Raw genomic sequence first — 20224 nt, forward strand, 5'->3', positions numbered from 1 at the left:
TGTATACACTTAAGATAGAATGTTATTTCCTAATTCTCAAGATTCACACCAGCAACAAACTCACAACTTATTAACACTCTTGGTTATTAAATTGTATATTTGACGCGTTAAATGATTAATACAAAACTTGTACCAAGTCAGTGAATGAGTTTTATGTGCAGATTTAATTGGTAGGAATCGCTATTGGTTAAAAAAATCGCCTTGAGCCGCGCTCACACCAAGAATTTTCAGAGTTTGCCACTCTTCGAAACAGGCGACACCTTCAGCAAATACCTGAACTTCAGCGCGATATAAACCACCGATTAAGCTACGAATAAAAAGCTGATTTTCAGACTTAAGGTGGATTTGGTGAATAATAGATCGGTGTAATTTCACTAAGTCGAAATGGCATTCTTGAATATAATGCGTGCCAACAACTTGAAGGCCAACATGGTCGACACACAACCTTGCTCCTATTTTGCGAAGCAAATTCAAATTTTCAACTAAGTCTTGTTGGTGCTTAACAACAATGTCTTCAGAGACTTCAAAAATAAGCCGAGATGCCAGCGGACGCTGCTCCATCAAAGTGGTTCTTAGCCAACGCATGAAAGCACGACTGGTTAATGAGTCATAACTTAAGTTGATGCTAAAACTTTCTTGGTTATTGGCCATTAACTCAAATAACACAGTTTCAATCAGCTGCCTTTCTATCTGAGGCATTAAGCCACACTTATTTGCCATTGGGATAAACAAAGTGGCTCTGATCTCATTACCTTGATTATCGATAGCTCTGCTAAACACTTCCTTATGACAAGCTTGACCATCACTGTCGATAACATTTTCTGTTATTGCGACAAAGCGGCGATTTACTAGCGTGTTTTCTAAAAAGCTTCTCCAACGTACTGAGCCTTTGGCAATTTCTTTATCTACCGCGCCTTTATCATACATAAACCAATTATTGGTTCGCTGTAACTGCGCAGCTTTTAGCGCCATTCTAACTTCTTCTAGCACTTGTTCTTGCATATCACCCGCTTTATAAAAGGCGGCGCCAAGGTGCACATAATTATCTTGAGTGTCTGATTGATTTTGTAGCTGGCTAATACCTAATTTAAGCAGTTTGTTGGCTAAACTATCCGCTTCAGCTAACGATACTTGCGGCACAATAATCGCGAACTGATTAAAATCATAACGCGCAAAAACGGCATCTTCAAAGTCCAGTAATAGCTTACTGATGGCTTGTACTAAGTCATTTAATTGCTCATTAATGACCTCATCACCCTCTTGCTGTTGCAATAAGTCTAAGTCATCAAAATTAATCAACATCGCAGCACCGTGGGCAATCATACTGTTATGGTGAGTGAGCGCTTCAAGTCTATTCTCAAAGAAAATGCGGTTGCCGATCCGAGTGCTGGGATCTAAAAAGGTTTTTGAGCGGATAAACTGATCGAAACGTCCACGTTCTTTTTGAGCATCTTGTAATTGCTCTAATAACCTTGTTATGGCTCGATTAATCAGTCGGGGGCGCCCCGTTCCTGGGGAGCTTAACGCTTGTGCATGCTCACCTTCAAGAACGAGTCTACTGCGCAGCGCAATTTGTTCTATACCATCCAACTCATGGGTAAACCATCTCAGACCATAACGCACAAATAAGCCTAAAGCGCCTAAAGATACCAATAGAATCAGGTATTCATACCAGCCTATTTGGTGGAGTAAATAAGGCTGAGGCAGTTTAAGTTCGAGCGCAATGTCGGAGTTAGGGTCAATTGTATGCTTGTATATCGTAGAGCTTTTTTGTGGTGTCGGAGAGTAATATTCAAATAATATCTCATCACCTTGAGTTAATTTAAACGCGTTGGCATTATACGCTATTAAGATGGGGGGCAACCAAGCATGTAAATCCCAATGGCTATCTGATTGGTAATGCTCCACCAGCATAGACTCTAGCTGGGTCACTTTTTGCTGCTGAAACTTATATGTCAGTTGAATAAAACTAACCAAAGCGCCGATCAAAAAAATCGCCCCGACCGCGGTCAGCGATAACAACCAAAAACTGGTCAATTTTTTAGTCAAAATCTTGGTTATTTTCATTATCAGCGTCCTGCTACTGCGCGACTCAATTTTAAAAGATCATACATTTAACTAGCTATAACGCCTACTCAACTAAATTTGATTATTCAGGAGCAGTCAACAAAACGCAAACCATATCGACTCTGACTTTATATTAGATACAAAAAAAGGGCTTACGCCCTTTCATTCAACAATATCTCACTAATAAAGCTAAAAAAATGCTTATAGATTATATTCTTTTGGTACCGTCTTTAGTACCGCGACACCAGAATCGATAGCTGCTTGAGATACCGCGCTAGCGATATTTTTCAATAAGCGTGGGTCCATAGGCTTAGGCAGCACATATTCGGCACCAAAACTCATAGATTTAACGTCAGGGTATGCAGCTAATACTTCTGCAGGTACAGGCTCTTTGGCAATAGCCGCAAGTGCTTTAACCGCTGCAATTTTCATTTCATCATTAATTTCAGAAGCGCGGACATCTAATGCACCTCTAAAGATAAATGGAAAACAAAGTACATTGTTCACTTGGTTCGGGTAATCACTACGGCCTGTGCCCATAATCAAATCGCTTCGCGTTGCGTGAGCAAGTTCAGGCTTAATTTCAGGATCTGGATTTGAACAAGCAAAAATAACAGGGTTTGGCGCCATTAATGCAATATCTTCAGCTGTTAATAAGTCAGCCCCTGATAAACCTAAAAATGCATCCGCATCTTTAATCACATCTTGTAATGTGCGCTTATCAGTATTATTGGCAAACAAAGCTTTATATTCATTAATGTCTTCACGACGAGTATGAATAACACCTTGTCTATCTAACATGTATACATTTTCGCGTTGCGCGCCACATTTCACCATCATGGTCATACAAGCGATAGCAGCTGCGCCTGCGCCAAGGCAAACAAAGACAGCATCTTCGATTTTCTTACCTTGAATTTCTAAGGCGTTGATCATGCCAGCAGTTGTTACAATGGCAGTACCGTGTTGATCATCGTGAAATACCGGTACATTACAACGAGCAATCAATTCACGCTCAATTTCAAAACACTCTGGAGCCTTGATATCTTCAAGGTTAATCCCACCAAAAGTATCAGCTATTGATTCAACCGTATTAATAAAATCTGCAGTGGTTCTGTGCTTTACTTCAATGTCTGTTGAATCGATATTTGCAAAGCGCTTAAACAATAACGCCTTACCTTCCATAACAGGTTTTGATGCCAATGGGCCTAAGTTACCCAAACCTAAAATAGCAGTACCGTTTGAGATAACTGCAACAGTATTACCTTTGTTAGTATAACGATAAGCGTCATCTGGGTTCGCCGCAATTTCTCTTACCGGCTCAGCAACACCAGGACTATAAGCCAGCGACAAATCATGACTCGTTTGAGCTGGTTTAGTTAGGCTAACTGCAGTTTTTCCTGCAATTGGAAATTCATGGTAATCGAGAGCTTGCTGGCGGAAATCAGACATTTTATATTCCTGAATGAGGCAATTTATACGGCGAAATAAAGTTAAATTCAGTTAAAACACACAAGAATTCAGATCGCTGAACTAAGGTCAGAATGAGCTGTTATGCGCTTTGGCAGGCAGTATAAATGAAAATTTAACAAAAGTTATCTTTAATCCCTGAAATTTGATCAAGTTACAGTTTATCCAGCTTAAATAAATCATCATAATAAGAATCAAAGACTTAAAAATGTAGAAAAATAACAAGATTTGACATAAAAAAGCGGAATTTGCTTCATAAACTTACAAATAGTTTGCCTAAATAACAATATTATTAACCTAAGCGGCACTACATAATTTATAACTAAAAAAATAAATTTTTTTGAGGGAATTTAGACCTAAAACAAAAAAAGACGCCGAAGGCGTCTTTTTCTTAAAATAATTGCAGTAGCAATTACTTCTTACCAAGTGCACCAAAGCGCTTGTTGAATTTGTCGATACGACCACCGGTGTCAACAACTTTTTGAGTACCAGTGTAGAACGGGTGACATGCACCACATACGTCTAAATGTAAGTTTTTACCTACAGTAGAGTTTACTTTAATTACGTTACCACAAGTACAAGTTGCAGTAATTTCAGCGTAGTCTGGGTGGATACCTGTTTTCATTTGGATTACCTTCAATAGCAGGCCATGTCGCTCTCCCAACCCGAAGTTGAGCACCACATGCGTTCATAACAATAGCGTTAAGGCGCGCAATAGTACAGTATCTGTCCACCTCAAACAAGTGAAAATTAATTTGCTCTGTGCTGTTGCTGTAACACTTCAAAAGTTAATTTATCTTCAGCTTTGCTTACGTATTGATTTAACTGTGTTTGTGATGGACAACTTAAGGTCACATCCTGCCTAATTAGATGAATTTTCTGCTTTGAAAAAGCCTTAGGATTAGCATCATAAATCGCCAACATAGCGCCATAAACATTGGTATCCCATTGTTTATAGTAGCGGGAAGCAATACGCCATAAGGTCTCTGTGGCGCTTCGTTCGATAACGCAGTCATCACTCACAATAGGCGTAGATGACGCTGTTCTTTCTGAACTGAAACTTGATACGCTAGACCCCTCAGAAGTATTATTTTTTACTTTTATAGCAGATTCTGATTGGGCAAGTGCTTTACCTTTATATGGCTCAGGTGCCACTTTTTTAGGCTGATTACGGGTATCGATTCTAACTTCGGTTTTGTTGGTAATTTTAATAAAAGGGGAATCAAATACGGGCAACACTGCATACTGGTGCCAACTATTACCTTTATACTCACTGACAATTAATTTAGCGTTTGGATCGGTTACATTATCAACACCAATCGCAAATAACATATAGCCACTGATGGGCTGAACCATCAATTCTTCCATGATTTCTTTCGAACCATTAGTTTGGCGAAGGTGGAAGCTAATTCGAGAAAAGTCGTTTTTACCGGCCACGATATTCAGCTTAATTTGGGGGTGTTGCCCTACTTCAAACTGACGACTGTTAATACTGATATGGCTCAGTGCAGCTTGAGCCACAAATGAAAATAAAAAAAGTGATAGTGCCAATACAGCTTTATTGAATATTCCTTTTGACATCAATTTTCTCTTATCCTATTTCTTTATGTTCTGGCTCTAGTAAACTAGACCCTCTCAATTGTTAATGATGATGAATTATGCCTGTGTTTGTTGAGGTTGCTCTACCCGTTCCTATGCGGCAAACCTTTAGTTACCAAGTTCCTGAATCCAACGTATCACAAATACAGCTTGGACTTCGGGTAAAAGTACCTTTTGGTAGACAACAACTTGTAGGCTTAATCACCGCCATTAAACAAGAATGCGACGTTCCAGCCGATAAAATAAAACCATTTTCAGAACTGCTAGATAGCAAACCTTTATTGCCAGAGGCCCTTTATAAACTCACCTTATGGGCAGCACGCTATTACTTTGCTAGCCAAGGCCAAATGCTCAGTCAGGCCTTGCCTGTAGCGCTACGTAAAGGATTAAGCGCACAACCTCAAACTGTCACTTTTTTCGCTCTTAATGATGCGGGAAAACAAGTCGACATCAGTGTACTTAAACGTGCTCCAGCGCAAAAAAAGCTGTTCGAATTATTACAACAATCATCAATCAGTCAAGACGACTTTACCACTCAAGAACTTAGCAAAGTCGCGCTAAAAGCCTTAGAAGATAAAGGCTGGATTGAACGCCAGCAAGTCATCAATGACACGGACTTAAGTTGGCGTGACCAGCTTAACATGACTGAAACACCGTTAAAGCTCAATAAGCAACAAGCGGTGGCAGTTTCAGTGTTAAATCAACAACAAGGCTTTCATTGCAGCTTACTTGAAGGTATCACTGGCTCAGGAAAAACTGAAGTTTATTTGTCGATTTTAGAAACGATATTAAAGCAAGGTAAACAGGCGCTTATTCTCGTGCCTGAGATTGGTCTGACTCCGCAGACGATTAACCGTTTTAAGCGTCGCTTTGACGTCAATATAGCTGTTATTCATTCCGCGCTCACCGACAATCAGCGCCTTGAAGCCTGGCGACAAGCGAGATGCGGTGAAGCTGCCATTATTATCGGCACCCGCTCAGCTTTATTTACGCCAATGGCCTATCCTGGGCTGATTATTTTAGATGAAGAACATGACAGCAGCTTTAAACAACAAGAAGGTGTTCGCTATCACGCCCGTGATTTGGCGGTAATGCGTGGAAATTTAGAAAAAGTGCAAGTTATTTTAGGCTCGGCAACACCCTCTCTTGAAACCCTACAAAATGCCATTTCAGGACGCTACACTCATTTAGAACTCGCAGAACGTGCTGGCGCCGCTGAAAAAGTCAAACAAGGCATTATTGATATTCGCTCACAGCCGCTAAAGTCTGGCATGTCAGCGTCAATGATAAATGAAATGCGTATGCACCTTGATGCAGGTAATCAGGTACTACTTTTTCTTAACCGTCGTGGATTTTCCCCAGCCCTTTTATGCCATGAATGTGGCCATTTACATGAATGTGATCGCTGTGATGCCTTTTTTACCGTTCATCAAGGCTTAAACGAAATCTGTTGTCACCATTGCGGCAATCAATATGCTATCCCCCATCAATGTCACTCATGTGGCAGTACTATGTTGATGGGACATGGCACTGGCACAGAGCAACTTGCTCAAGCCCTTGAGCAAGAGTTCCCTCAATACCCTGTGGTCAGAATCGATCGTGACACGACGCGTAAAAAAGGCTCGCTGGAAAAACAGCTCAATAGCATTTTAAAAGGTGAGTATAAAATTTTAGTGGGCACCCAAATGCTTGCCAAAGGGCATCATTTTCCTGATGTCACCTTGGTCGGCTTAATGGATGTAGATGGTGCATTGTTTAGCGCAGACTTTAGAGCGCCAGAACGCTTTGCTCAGCTTTACACTCAAGTGTCAGGTCGTGCTGGCCGCGCCGACAAGCCCGGTAAAGTCTTGCTGCAAACTCACCAAAGCGAAAATCCTATACTGCATGATCTGCTGAAAAACGGTTATGGCAAGTTCGCCAGAGCTCAACTAGAGGAACGTCAACAAGCCTTACTTCCGCCAGCATGGCATATGGTGCTAATAAGAGCAGATGCACATTTAGCTGAAGATGCAGACAACTTCTTACAGCAAGTGGCTAACCTTTTACCTCAAGATAAAGACTTTGAGGTTATTGGACCAATGCCTGCGCCCTTAGATCGTAAAGCAGGTAAATACCGACGTCAGTTGATATTTCAAGCCAAAAATCGTCAACGCTTACAACAAGAATTTGAGCAAATTTTACCGCAAATTGAAGCACTAAATGAAAGCAAGCGTTGCCGATGGAGCATCGATAGAGATCCGCAAGATCTGATGTAATCTTGTTGCAGCATAAATTCATTATGCTGCTATTTATTTCAAATCAAAAAAATCTCGATTTATTACTTAATCGAGATAGCATTTGCATACCAATAGCGGCTAAAATAGTCGGTTACCCCATTCTTTTACTTTAAGTCAGTGCTAATAAACGCCCATGAAATCACATATTGCATCTTTACTAGAACAAACCGTCGACTCTTTTAAGCAACAAGGCATTGTCCCAGCTGATTTTCAGGCTCGCATTCAAGTAGAGCGAACTAAAGATAAAAGTCATGGTGATCTTGCGACTAACTTGGCAATGATGCTGACTAAAGTGGCTAAAAAGAATCCGCGTGATATTGCTCAGCTGATCATTGATAACCTACCTGCTTCTAGCCATGTTGCTAAAGTCGAAATCGCAGGACCAGGCTTTATTAACTTCTTTATTGATGAAAACGCCCTAGCAAATCAATTACAAGATGCCCTAAACGACGATACCTTAGGCGTGACTTTACCGGCTAAGCAAACCATCGTGGTGGATTACTCTTCACCAAACCTTGCCAAAGAAATGCACGTAGGTCATTTACGTTCAACCATTATTGGTGACAGTGTCGTCCGCGCACTTGAGTTTTTAGGCCATGACGTTATTCGTCAAAACCATGTTGGCGACTGGGGCACCCAATTCGGCATGTTACTGGCTTACATGGAAGAGCTACGCGCTGCCAATGGCGAGCAAGCTGAACTTGAATTATCAGATTTAGAAACCTTCTATCGCGCAGCGAAAGTTCGCTTCGACGAATCAGAAGAGTTTGCTACACGTTCACGTAACTTAGTGGTTTCACTGCAATCAGGTGATGAGTACTGCAATAAATTATGGCAAGAATTTAACGATATCTCGCTACAACACTGTCATGATGTTTATCAGCGCTTAGGTGTGAGTTTAACCCGTGCAGATGTTCACGGTGAAAGTGCATACAACGACGACTTAGCGCAAGTCGTTAAAGATTTAGATGCTAAAGGCCTATTGAGTGAAAGTAATGGCGCTAAAGTGGTATTCCAAGAAGAATTCCGCACTAAAGAAGGCGAACCATTACCGGTTATTATCCAAAAGGCAGATGGCGGCTACCTATATGCCACATCTGACTTAGCTGCAATGCGTTACCGTTCAAACGTATTAAAAGCCGATCGCGTTTTATATTTTGTCGATTTACGTCAAGCGCTGCATTTTCAACAAGTGTTCAGCCTAGCGAAAACAGCAGGCTTTGTGCGTGAAGAAATGTCTCTTGAGCACACAGGTTTTGGCACAATGAATGGCGCCGATGGCCGTCCATTTAAGACTCGTAGTGGCGGTGTGGTTAAATTAGTCGACTTACTTGATGAAGCTAATACCCGCGCAATCGAACTGGTACGTAGCAAAAATCCTGACATGGATGAAGCAACCTTGTTAGAAATTGCACGTGTGGTCAGTATCAGTTCAGTGAAATACGCTGACTTATCAAAAAACCGTAGCAGCGATTACATCTTTAGCTTCGAGCAAATGTTGAGTTTTGAAGGCAATACCGCGCCTTATTTATTATACGCCTACACGCGTATTGCAGGTATTTTCAAACGTGCTGAAGACGTTGATCTAAGCCAAGCAAAAATTGTACTTGAGCACGACAAAGAAAAAGAACTGGGCACTAAGCTTGCCCAGTTTGGTGAAGTGCTAACGCGCATGACAGAAAAAGGCTTACCACACGTAATGTGTACTTATGTTTATGAGCTAGCCAGTGAATTCTCAAGCTTTTATGAAGCTTGCCCAGTACTTGCTGCCGAAACAGAAGAGCAAAAACAAAGTCGCTTATTATTATCGCACCTCACTGCCAAGACCTTAAAAACAGGTTTATCGCTGTTAGGTATCGAAACTTTAGAGCGTATGTAATATGAGCCGAGATTACGCTAATAAAAAGCCTAGTCCTAAAAAACGTCCGACAAGAGGTAAAAAGGCGCAACCCAAGCCTGCTAATCGCTACTTGTCGACGTTTGTGATTATTCTGCTTGTTGCAGGATTTGGTTACTTTTTATGGTTTATCAGTGGAAGCTCTGATGACGCCGTTGAGCAATCAACGCCTGCAGTAGAAACCCTTGAAAAGCCTAAAGCTCAGCCTGTTAATAAAGATCCAAATGCGCTGCCGCCTAAGCCAACGGAAGAATGGACATATTTGGATGAGCTTGAAAACAAAAGCATTGATATTGATGTCCCTGAAGACGCGTTAAAGTCTCGCGGCCCTTATCAAATGCAATGTGCTTCTTTTAGAAAAGAAGACCAAGCAAACGAAATGAAAGCCATGATTGCTTTCCAAGGACTTGAAGCACAAGTACGTGCCACTAAAGGCTCGAGTGGTACATGGCATAAAGTGATTTTAGGCCCGTTTGAATCGAAACGCGATGCTGAGCGAACCCGTCATAAGCTGCAACGTAATGGTATCAATGGTTGCCAAATCTGGCTGTGGCAAGATTAAACTTTATTTAGATAATGGCTAATTAGGCAATGTTTGCTTTAAAAAGGCGCTTACCAAGGTAAGCGCCTTTTTTGTCCCTTGAATTCCCAATTAGCATCCCCATATCTGATGTATCAACCAGCAGCAAACTCCTTTTTCACTGCTGCCGTCGTTAAGAGGATATACCGTGACTACTATCGTTTCTGTTCGCCGTAATAATCAAGTTGTCATCGCAGGTGATGGCCAAGTTTCCCTCGGCAATACCGTCATGAAAGGCAATGCACGTAAAGTGCGTCGCTTATACCAAAATAAAGTGATCGCCGGATTTGCTGGCGGCACTGCCGATGCATTTACTCTTTTTGAGCGTTTTGAAACCAAGCTCGAAATGCACCAAGGCCACTTACTAAAATCAGCCGTTGAACTTGCTAAAGATTGGCGTACTGACAAAATGCTGCGCAACCTTGAAGCCATGCTGATTGTTGCTGACACCAAAGAATCATTAATCATTACTGGTAACGGTGATGTGGTTCAGCCAGAGCATGACTTGATTGCTATTGGTTCGGGCGGCAACTTTGCCCATGCTTCAGCACTGGCCCTATTACAAAATACTGATTTAAGCGCTCGTGAAATAGCTGAAAAATCGCTAACCATCGCCGGTGATATTTGCGTATACACCAACCAACATAAAACGGTTGAGCAAATCGACTACTAATTAGAACGTAAGGAATTATTTATGTCTGAAATGACCCCACGCGAGATTGTCCATGAATTGGACTCGCACATCATTGGTCAAAAAAATGCTAAACGTTCTGTCGCTGTTGCTCTGCGTAACCGCTGGCGTCGTATGCAACTTGAGCCGTCTTTTCGCCAAGAAGTGACCCCTAAGAATATTTTGATGATTGGCCCAACAGGTGTCGGTAAAACTGAAATTGCCCGCCGTTTAGCCAAGCTTGCTAATGCGCCATTCATTAAAGTTGAAGCGACTAAGTTCACCGAAGTCGGTTATGTCGGAAAAGAGGTTGAACAAATCATTCGTGATTTAACTGACTCTGCTATCAAAATGACTCGTGAACAGCAAATGAAGAAAGGTCGTCATCGCGCTGAAGAAATGGCTGAAGAACGTATCCTTGATGTGTTATTGCCTAAGCCAAAAGACGACTGGAATACTGAGCAAAAAGACGATTCAAATACTCGTCAAATCTTCCGTAAAAAGCTACGTGAAGGTCAGCTAGATGACAAAGAAATCGATATCGATTTAGCAGCACCTCAAGTTAGCGCTGAAATCATGGCCCCTCCAGGCATGGAAGAAATGACTAACCAACTTCAAAGCATGTTCCAAAACTTGGGTCAAACCAAAGAGAACCGTAAGAAGGTTAAGATTAAAGAAGCTTTCAAGCTGTTAATTGAAGAAGAAGCGGCAAAGTTAGTTAATCAAGAAGATCTAAAAGAACAAGCCATCGATTTGGTCGAACAAAATGGTATTGTGTTCTTAGATGAAATTGACAAAATCTGTAAGCGCGGCGAAAGCTCTGGCCCTGATGTATCTCGTGAAGGTGTTCAACGTGATTTGCTGCCATTAATTGAAGGTTGCACTGTCACAACCAAGCACGGCATGGTTAAAACTGACCATATTTTGTTTATTGCATCTGGCGCATTCCAAATGTCTAAGCCGTCTGATTTAATCCCTGAGCTTCAAGGTCGTTTGCCAATTCGTGTAGAGCTAAGCGCATTAAGTGCTGATGACTTTAAACGCATCTTAACTGAGCCTCATGCGTCATTAACAGAGCAATACGTTGCCTTAATGGGGACTGAAGGTGTTAAAGTTGAGTTTGCTGAATCAGGTATCGAAAAAATTGCCCATGCCGCTTGGCAGGTCAACGAGACCACAGAAAACATCGGTGCACGTCGTCTACATACTGTGATGGAAAAGCTCATGGAAGAAATTTCATATGATGCTTCTGAAAAGTCAGGCAGCACATTTGTGATTGACGAAGCTTACGTAACAGATCATTTAGACACACTAGTTGAAGATGAAGACTTAAGCCGCTTTATTTTATAAGCAGCAAGCAGTGATATCCGTCAATTGTGACTTATCACTAACTTAGTCATCTTGTTTTTAGTTAACATTAGCTAATATAGGATGACTACTTTAAAAGGTGGTTAGCTCCCAGAGTGACCACCTTTTTTATTGTTCTATCACTAACCAATTAAAGCTAATTTTCAGATAAAGTATCACTATAAGAGAGTAATCGTTATGAGTTCACCCAATGTGACTAACCTTAAATTAAAGCGTAAATCTAAGTTACTTGAAGTGACATTCGATAACGGTGACGTGTTTAATATTACCTGTGAAATGCTGCGCGTTAACTCTCCATCAGCAGAAGTGCAGCGCCATGGCAATCCAATCTTAGTGACCCACAAAAAAGCAGTGAACATTAAAGCGATTGAGCCAGTAGGTAACTATGCAGTAAAAATCATTTTTGATGACGGCCATGATACAGGCCTGTTCTCTTGGAAATTATTACATGAATTTGGCGCGCATCAAGTTGAAATTTGGGAACGTTATTTAGCCCGCTTACGTGCTGAAAAAGGCTCGCGTGAGCCTTTGATTGATATGAATATCAAGTACTCTTAAGCATTAACACTCTACCGATAAGCCTTATTTCTATCAATTATTGCTATCAATAATAGATTTAAGGCTCAAATACCACCTCAGCTACTCAAAAAAGCATTGCCATAAACAACCTCCGCGCGTCGAAATTACGACCTGATAGCATGATTAGAACCCGCAATAACATCACCATAACGACTTATTATAGAGGCTGTATAATTACTGAACCAAACTTAAATTTACACAGCATTCATTAAATCACTATGGAATAATAATGAACCATTTAAACACAAGTCAGACTATGCGTTTATCATTATTTATTGTCAGTTTATTCTGCTTTTTTACTACTATTGTAAAAGCAAATTCGTTACCTATTCAGCCAACCACTACTGGTAAATCCTTTATGGTTAGCGCCACCAATCCATATGTCTCCAATGCGGGTTACCAAGTCCTTGAACAAAAAGGTAATGCCATTGATGCTATGGTCGCTATGCAAATGGTCATGACAGTGGTGGAACCTGATATGACAGGTATAGGTGGAGGCACATTTGCATTGTATTTTAATAACCAAGCAAAACAGTTTCATGCTTTTGATGGGCGAGAAACCGCACCAGCCAGCGCCACTGCCGATATGTTTATGTCAAAAAACGGCGCTATCGATAACAATAAAGTCTTAGGCCCACGCTCAGTGGCAATTCCAGGAACACTCAAGTTACTTTACCAAGTACACCAACAGCACGGTCAGCTCCCTTGGAACCAATTGATACAGCCTGCAATTGAGTTAGCGATCCACGGCTATGCAATGAACAGCTATACCCATGATATTGTTGTAAGAGAGCAAACTCGTTTACAACGAGACCCTGAGATAAAAGCACTATATTGGGACGCTGGTATCATTAAACCAACAGGCAGTTTAATGAAGAATCCTGCACTGGCTCAAACCTTAAAGCAAATAGCTAAACAAGGTGACGATTACTTATATCAAGGCGAGTTAGGTGAGCGAATTGTGCAAACGGTCAATCAACGACTTGATGATAATCAGCCAAAGCTGTCAATGGCTGACTTCAACAACTATCAAATAAAGCAGCGTGATATTGTGAAAACTCAATATCATGGCAATCAGATAGTGTCATTTGGTTATCCCTCTTCAGGCGGCACTATGGTGGCGCAATCGCTTGAATTGCTTGCTCCGTATCAACTGTCAAAAATGAAATCCACTGATGCAGAGCCGTGGCGATTAATGACCGAGGCAATGCGTATTACTCAAGCTGATCGTGTTGCCTATGCGGGAGACCCTGACTATGTTGATGTTCCCAGCCAGCAACTGCTTAATAAGAGCTATATCGACAAGCGCAGAAAACTTATTCCTGAAACAGGTGTGATGGTTGAGCAACCATCTGCAGGAAAACTAATGGCTCATGTTCCACCGAGTGACTCTTCATTAGAGGGCCGCGATACTGGCCATATTTCCATTGTCGACAGTCAAGGCAATGCCATCGCCATGACCAGCACAGTAGGAACAGGAATGGGTTCAGGCGTCATGGTAGACGGGTTAATTCTTAACGCACAAATGGATAATTTTACTCATACGCCTATGGTTGACGGTAAATCTGCTCAAAATGCGATAGCACCAGGAAAAAGACCACGTTCAGCCACAACACCGTTAATGGTGCTAGATAGCCAAGCTCAGCTTCGTCTAGTGATTGGCTCACCGGGTAGCGGTCAAATTCCAGGTTATGTTTTAAAAACATTAGTGGGGATCCTAGACTGGGATTTACCAGCCCAAGACGCCATCGATTTACCTAACATCCAATATGGCACAAAAATAGACCGTACAAAATCACAAAACTCGACAGGTTTGCTGGTTGAAAAGAAGACCTTTGCAGAAATGCTCGTACCTGAATTTATCGACTATGGTTACCCAGTTCATGTACTGCCAATGGTAAGTGGCTTAAATGCTATTGAGATTAAAGATAACCAAGTTATAGGCGCAAGCGATCGCCGACGAGCATCAAGTTCAATGGGGAAGTAACGATTTTTTAGGTATCGAAGCGATAGGTTTGGAACATTACAATCGATAAATTGACACTGAACTAATGCCAATCGAATTAATGTATACCCAAACAACCTGAAGATGCTCGATTTCAGCAAGAATTTACACGCGTTTAGGAAAGGCATTGATTGCGGGTAATGGTTATTCCCTTTTCAAAATCAATAACGCAGCATAAACGCGTGTAAAACTTGCCCTCAGGGAGTTTCACCGTGTTCCCACTACGTTGTTGCGCTAATTTATAAGGTACCTACATTACCGCATTAACGCGCCTAGTATTGAAAACACGGTGAAGCTCTGAAACACGTATCTTCAAGTTGTTTGGGTATATAACCTTGCGTGATGACAGGGTTATACATTAACAGTGGCTCTCAAGTCAGCTCAATATTTGAGTACACTTTCCGAAAGGAATACATTAGCACAATATACGATTACTACTTCTTATGAATAGTGATCACATAAAAAGTGGCAAAAGGACGAATAAATTGCCATACCAACACTAAAGCGCCAATCGGAAAGAATAAACTGAGTGTGTTGAAATCAAAACTGCCTTTTGCACCATCTATTAACCACTGTGAAAAAGCTGAAGTCGCAAAAAAGCTATAGCCAATAACAAACAACATAAATAGATGGGAACTACTTTGAATAAACAAGGACAAAACTCGGCCTAAGGTGGTCAGTTTTCCACCATCAGCGGCTTCATGCATAGGCAGTCTTTTAAGTTTAGAGCGGGCAAATAAGAATATACCTGACGTGAACACTGGCAGTAAAATAAAAACCGCCCATTGCCAAATATAAACCCTCTCTATTTCACGAAAAAACACCTCTCTCATACTTGTTTCAGCTTCTGAAAATGGCGCTGCCTTGAACATTTCCCAATATAACTCAACCATATCCATGTCAACGTAGGGCATTCTGAATTGCTCTACCCACATAAATAACGTGAATAGTCCAAGGTATGTGGCTATCAACGCATTAACAGCTAAGCTCTCGGTCGCTTTTCTTTCATTAATGGCAGGTGATAATGAGGCATTAGTTGGATTTAACATCACAGTACGAAAAAATAAACTCATATTGTGAATATAATATTGATTTAATGGCATATAACTCTCTATTTTACTTTTTTATTTCATAAAAATATTCATCCTTAAAATATTATATTATTATTCTATACCATTGAAAGTATGTAATTTCCCTTCTCTAATCTTCTACAAATAAACTGATTTAATGTTAAATTATGCTTGCTAAAACATTGACTAGGTAATGAATTTGTATTCAAACTCACACTTCTACATTAGGCATATAACAGGTGTAACTTCCCCTTGCTCAGTTAAAAGGACTAGAGTTTGTTGTTTATTTCATCAACAAATGGATATTTATTCTTTTATACCAAGCGGGATAAATAAGTGATCATATATTGCGTTGGAAAAATCGCTTAGAACAAGGCAGGAATGACAGCTAGCTAGTTGCTCTACCTACAAAATTTATAACTAAGCTATAAGCGATTTAAATCAGTAAAAATGATCATATTCTAATGCTGATTGGAATTACTTTAATGACTATTAATACCAATCGGGATAAATAAGTGATCAGATATTGCGTAGGAAAAATCGCTTAGAACAAGGCAGGAATTGCAGCTAGTTGCTCTACTTACAAAATTTCTAACGAAGTTATAAGCGATTTTAACCAGTAAGAATGATCATATTCTTATACTGACTGCTATTACATTATTGACAATTAAATATGCCTATTAAGCAGCAGATACAAAAATGCCAGCTAAATAGCTGGCATTTTTCAGTTTACGCTTTTAAACATCAGTCATCTTTTTAAAAGATTATACTGCAGCTTGGAAAATCACGCTGTCAGCTTTCTTCGTGTAAGACTCAATCTCATCAAAGTTCAAGTAACGGTAAGTGTCAGCTGCTGTTGCATCTAACTCTTTCGCATATTCTTGGTACTCAGCTGGAGACGGCAGTCGACCTAACAGTGCAGCAACAGCCGCTAACTCAGCAGAAGCTAAGTATACGTTAGCACCAGTACCTAAACGGTTCGGGAAGTTACGTGTTGATGTTGAAACAACTGTTGAGTTTTCAGCCACACGTGCTTGGTTACCCATACACAGTGAACAACCTGGGATCTCAATACGCGCACCCACACGACCGAAAATGGCATAGTAGCCTTCTTCAGTTAGCTGATCTCTATCCATCTTAGTTGGTGGTGCAATCCACAAACGTGTAGGTAAAGTCTTGGCGAATTTATCTAGCATCTTACCGGTTGCACGGAAGTGGCCGATGTTAGTCATACAAGAACCAACGAAGACTTCGTCAATTTTAGTATCAACCACTGATGATAGTAATACCGCATCATCTGGATCGTTCGGTGCACAAAGAATTGGCTCTTTAATGTCAGCTAAATCGATTTCGATAACTTCAGCATATTCTGCATCGCTATCAGCATCCATAAGATCTGGGTTAGCAATCCACTCTTCCATGCCTTTAATACGACGTTCAATGGTACGACGATCGCCATAGCCTTCAGAGATCATCCACTTCAACATCACGATGTTTGATGTTAAATATTCGATGATAGGCTCTTTATCAAGCTTAATAGTACAACCTGCAGCACTACGCTCAGCTGAAGCATCAGATAATTCGAATGCTTGCTCAACTTTAAGTTGCTCAAGACCTTCAATTTCTAATACACGGCCTGAGAATGCATTGATTTTGCCTTTCTTCTCAACCGTTAACAGACCCATTTCAATTGCTTTTAATGGAATTGAATGAACAAGGTCACGTAACGTGATACCTGGTTGCATTTCACCTTTAAAGCGAACCAAAATTGACTCTGGCATATCAAGAGGCATAACACCTGTTGCTGCAGCGAATGCCACTAAACCAGAACCTGCAGGGAATGAAATACCAATTGGGAAACGCGTATGTGAATCACCACCAGTACCAACAGTATCAGGTAGTAGCATACGGTTTAACCAAGAGTGAATTACCCCGTCACCTGGACGAAGTGCAACACCACCACGATTCATGATGAAATCTGGCAATGTTTGATGCGTGTTCACATCAATCGGTTTTGGATATGCAGCAGTGTGACAGAAAGACTGCATAGTCAAGTCAGCGCTGAAGCCTAAACATGCTAAATCTTTAAGTTCATCACGGGTCATAGGACCGGTAGTATCTTGCGAGCCAACAGAGGTCATCTTAGGCTCACAATACTGGCCAGGACGAACACCTGTTACGCCACATGCTTTACCGACCATTTTTTGTGCAAGCGTATAACCTTTGTTAGATGCAGCAACGTCTTGTGGACGCACAAATACATCTGAAACCGCGAGGCCCAATGTTTCACGCGCACGGTCTGTAAGACCACGGCCAATGATTAATGGAATACGGCCACCAGCACGAACTTCATCAAGCAGTACTTCTGTTTTAAGTTCGAAAGTAGAGATGACTTCATCAGTGCCACCACGCTTAACAACGCCTTCGTATGGGTAAATGTCGATAACATCGCCCATTTCCATGTTGCTAACGTCTAGCTCGATTGGCAATGCGCCAGCATCTTCCATGGTGTTGAAGAAGATAGGCGCAATTTTGCCACCTAAACAGAAACCACCAGCACGCTTGTTTGGTACATAAGGGATATCATCACCCATGAACCATAACACTGAGTTAGTCGCTGATTTACGTGAAGAACCTGTACCAACAACGTCACCCACGTAAACTAATGGATTGCCTTTAGCTTTTAGTGCTTCGATTTCGTTAATTGGGCCAACAGTGCCAGCCACATCAGGCACGATGCCTTCACGTGCGTTTTTCAGCATAGCTAACGCGTGTAATGGGATATCTGGACGAGACCAAGCATCAGGAGCAGGAGACAAATCATCTGTGTTTGTTTCGCCTGATACTTTAAATACGGTTAATGTGACTTTTTCGTCAAGCTTAGGACGGTTTAAGAACCACTCAGCCTCAGCCCAAGAGTTAACGATTTGCTTAGCAAAGTCGTTGCCTGCTTGCATTTTTTCGACCACATCGTGGTATGCGTCAAACATTAATAAGGTATTTGATAATGCCTTCACTGCGATTGGCGCAAGTGCATCATTATCCAATTGAGCGATAAGCGGCTCAATGTTGTAACCACCTTGCATAGTACCAAGTAGTTCAGTAGCACGCTCAGTTGAAAGGATTGGTGACGATACAGCGCCTTTGGCTACTGCATCTAAGAATGCCGCTTTTACGTACGCAGCTTCATCAACACCTGGGGGAATACGATTCTCTAATAAGTCAAGAATTACGGCCTCTTCACCAGCAGGCGGAGTCTCAACTAACTTCACTAATTCAGCCACTTGTTGTGCATCTAATGGCTTAGGGACAACACCCTCTGCAGCACGTTCTGCGACGTGTTTACGATATGCTTCTAGCACGGCAACATTCCTCTTTGTTTTTGCGCCTAACAGCGAAACTGAACGTCATTTCATATTAATTTATAAAAAATGACCATTCCACAGGTTCGGGCTTGAAATCCGACCCGTAGTATACTACAGGTTTGCAAAAGTATGAATTAGATCACACTCCATTGGAGACGAAATCGGTACTAAATTTGCGCTCGAAGTGCAATTTAACTGCTGCTTTAAATAAATAAAATTAGACAATAGTTTTAAACTGCATTTTAGTTAAATAAATTCAGCATCTTACGTTATATCATTTATTTGAATTAAGTATAAAAATTTATTAACAAAATTTGATAAATTTTTGCTTTTTTTTTGCTGATTCTGCATAGTCTTTGAACAAGTATCACTTCATGTCATCACAAAGCGTACTTATTCAGGTTTTCCGACTAGTTATTCACTACTAACAATTCACTTAGAAAGAGGTCACCATGAGTTCTACAGCATTAGAAGCGGTCATTTTTGATATGGATGGCATTATCATCGACACTGAACCCGCTTGGCAGCGAGCAGAAGTGGAAGTACTCAATCAATTAGGTGTTCCGATAACAATTGAGGATGCAGAGATCACAACTGGCTTAAGAATTGATGTGTTAGTGAGCTATTGGTATCAGCGTCATCCTTGGCAAAATTATGATAACCAACAAGTCGCTCAACAGATTATTGATAAAGTGGTGACCTTTATTGAAACTGAAGGCCAACCGATGCGTGGGGTGATTGATGCACTGAACCTTTGCCAGCAACGGCAGCTTAAAATAGGTTTAGCAACCTCGTCATCATCGGATTTAATTGCCGCAGTAATGGGTAAACTCGGTATTAAAGACTACTTTATGGCGATAGAGTCTGCTGAAGATCTTAAATACGGAAAACCACACCCTGAAGTGTACCTTAATTGTGCCAATGCCCTTGGAGTTCAACCATCACTCTGCTTGGCTATTGAAGACAGTTTTAACGGATTAATTGCCGCAAGAGCAGCCTCTATGCAAACTGTGGCGATACCTGCTGAAAACCTAGCGCACCAAGAGCGGTGGCAGCATATTGCCCACCAACAAATAGCACATTTAGGGTTGTTAGATAGCGTCCTAAATTAAGCGAAAGCTGAGGTTATAGCTAAGAGATAGAGTAAAAAAAGGTTGTCATTAATGACAACCTCAGACTGCTGACAAAGCCCTAGACATTCGTCTAGGGCTTTGATCTAATAGAAGTACAGATAATAACCAAGTTTATCATCATGCTTCGAGAGCCTAGTCCACAACAATA

14 protein-coding genes are annotated in these 20224 nt (G+C 41.1%); 8 read left to right on the top strand and 6 right to left on the bottom strand.

Annotated features, from left to right (window positions below):
* Window positions 1-180: 180 nt before the first annotated feature.
* From csrD to L2735_RS17040, 4 genes are all read right to left on the bottom strand, one after another.
* Window positions 181-2067: an RNase E specificity factor CsrD gene (csrD, locus tag L2735_RS17025; RefSeq protein ID WP_248985846.1), complete on the bottom strand. Its 1887-nt coding sequence runs from the start codon at window positions 2065-2067 to the stop codon at window positions 181-183.
* A gap of 201 nt (window positions 2068-2268) precedes the next feature.
* A complete protein-coding gene (locus L2735_RS17030) occupies window positions 2269-3516 on the bottom strand; it encodes a malic enzyme-like NAD(P)-binding protein (RefSeq protein ID WP_248985847.1) in 1248 nt (415 codons plus the stop codon).
* 430 nt (window positions 3517-3946) lie between these two features.
* Window positions 3947-4159 carry a 50S ribosomal protein L31 gene (rpmE, locus tag L2735_RS17035; protein WP_248985848.1) on the bottom strand — a complete coding sequence of 71 codons (213 nt, stop codon included), beginning with the start codon at window positions 4157-4159 and terminating at the stop codon, window positions 3947-3949.
* A gap of 125 nt (window positions 4160-4284) precedes the next feature.
* Window positions 4285-5115 carry a FimV/HubP family polar landmark protein gene (locus tag L2735_RS17040; RefSeq protein ID WP_248985849.1) on the bottom strand — a complete coding sequence of 277 codons (831 nt, stop codon included), beginning with the start codon at window positions 5113-5115 and terminating at the stop codon, window positions 4285-4287.
* Between the two features lie 77 nt (window positions 5116-5192).
* Here L2735_RS17040 and priA point away from each other — a divergent pair, with 77 nt between their 5' ends.
* The 7 genes from priA to ggt all read left to right on the top strand — a co-directional run bounded on the left by priA (window position 5193) and on the right by ggt (window position 14490).
* Complete coding sequence (priA, locus tag L2735_RS17045) at window positions 5193-7388, top strand: primosomal protein N' (protein WP_248985850.1); 2196 nt, start codon at window positions 5193-5195, stop codon at window positions 7386-7388.
* 154 nt (window positions 7389-7542) lie between these two features.
* Window positions 7543-9288: an arginine--tRNA ligase gene (gene argS / locus L2735_RS17050; protein WP_248985851.1), complete on the top strand. Its 1746-nt coding sequence runs from the start codon at window positions 7543-7545 to the stop codon at window positions 9286-9288.
* A 1-nt stretch (window position 9289) separates the two neighbouring features.
* A complete protein-coding gene (locus tag L2735_RS17055; protein WP_248985852.1) occupies window positions 9290-9868 on the top strand; it encodes an SPOR domain-containing protein in 579 nt (192 codons plus the stop codon).
* A gap of 166 nt (window positions 9869-10034) precedes the next feature.
* Complete coding sequence (gene hslV / locus L2735_RS17060; protein WP_102527422.1) at window positions 10035-10559, top strand: ATP-dependent protease subunit HslV; 525 nt, start codon at window positions 10035-10037, stop codon at window positions 10557-10559.
* A gap of 21 nt (window positions 10560-10580) precedes the next feature.
* Window positions 10581-11906, top strand: a complete 1326-nt coding sequence (gene hslU, locus L2735_RS17065) for an ATP-dependent protease ATPase subunit HslU (RefSeq protein WP_248985853.1) — start codon at window positions 10581-10583, stop codon at window positions 11904-11906.
* A gap of 195 nt (window positions 11907-12101) precedes the next feature.
* A complete protein-coding gene (locus L2735_RS17070; RefSeq protein WP_283104686.1) occupies window positions 12102-12482 on the top strand; it encodes a gamma-butyrobetaine hydroxylase family protein in 381 nt (126 codons plus the stop codon).
* A gap of 250 nt (window positions 12483-12732) precedes the next feature.
* Entirely contained in the window at window positions 12733-14490 is a 1758-nt protein-coding gene (gene ggt, locus L2735_RS17075) for a gamma-glutamyltransferase (RefSeq protein ID WP_248985854.1), read from the top strand.
* A 452-nt stretch (window positions 14491-14942) separates the two neighbouring features.
* Here ggt and L2735_RS17080 read toward each other — a convergent pair whose 3' ends face one another.
* Window positions 14943-15611 (bottom strand): hypothetical protein, encoded by a 669-nt coding sequence (locus tag L2735_RS17080; RefSeq protein ID WP_248985855.1) that lies wholly within the window; start codon window positions 15609-15611, stop codon window positions 14943-14945.
* 731 nt (window positions 15612-16342) lie between these two features.
* Window positions 16343-18940 carry a bifunctional aconitate hydratase 2/2-methylisocitrate dehydratase gene (gene acnB, locus L2735_RS17085; RefSeq protein WP_248985856.1) on the bottom strand — a complete coding sequence of 866 codons (2598 nt, stop codon included), beginning with the start codon at window positions 18938-18940 and terminating at the stop codon, window positions 16343-16345.
* Between the two features lie 455 nt (window positions 18941-19395).
* Between acnB and hxpB the strand changes: the two genes are divergently transcribed.
* Window positions 19396-20055 carry a hexitol phosphatase HxpB gene (hxpB, locus tag L2735_RS17090; protein WP_248985857.1) on the top strand — a complete coding sequence of 220 codons (660 nt, stop codon included), beginning with the start codon at window positions 19396-19398 and terminating at the stop codon, window positions 20053-20055.
* The last annotated feature ends 169 nt before the right edge of the window (window positions 20056-20224 follow it).

It is taken from the genome of Shewanella olleyana, from assembly GCF_023283825.1.
In the GTDB taxonomy this organism is placed as follows: Bacteria; Pseudomonadota; Gammaproteobacteria; order Enterobacterales; family Shewanellaceae; genus Shewanella; species Shewanella olleyana.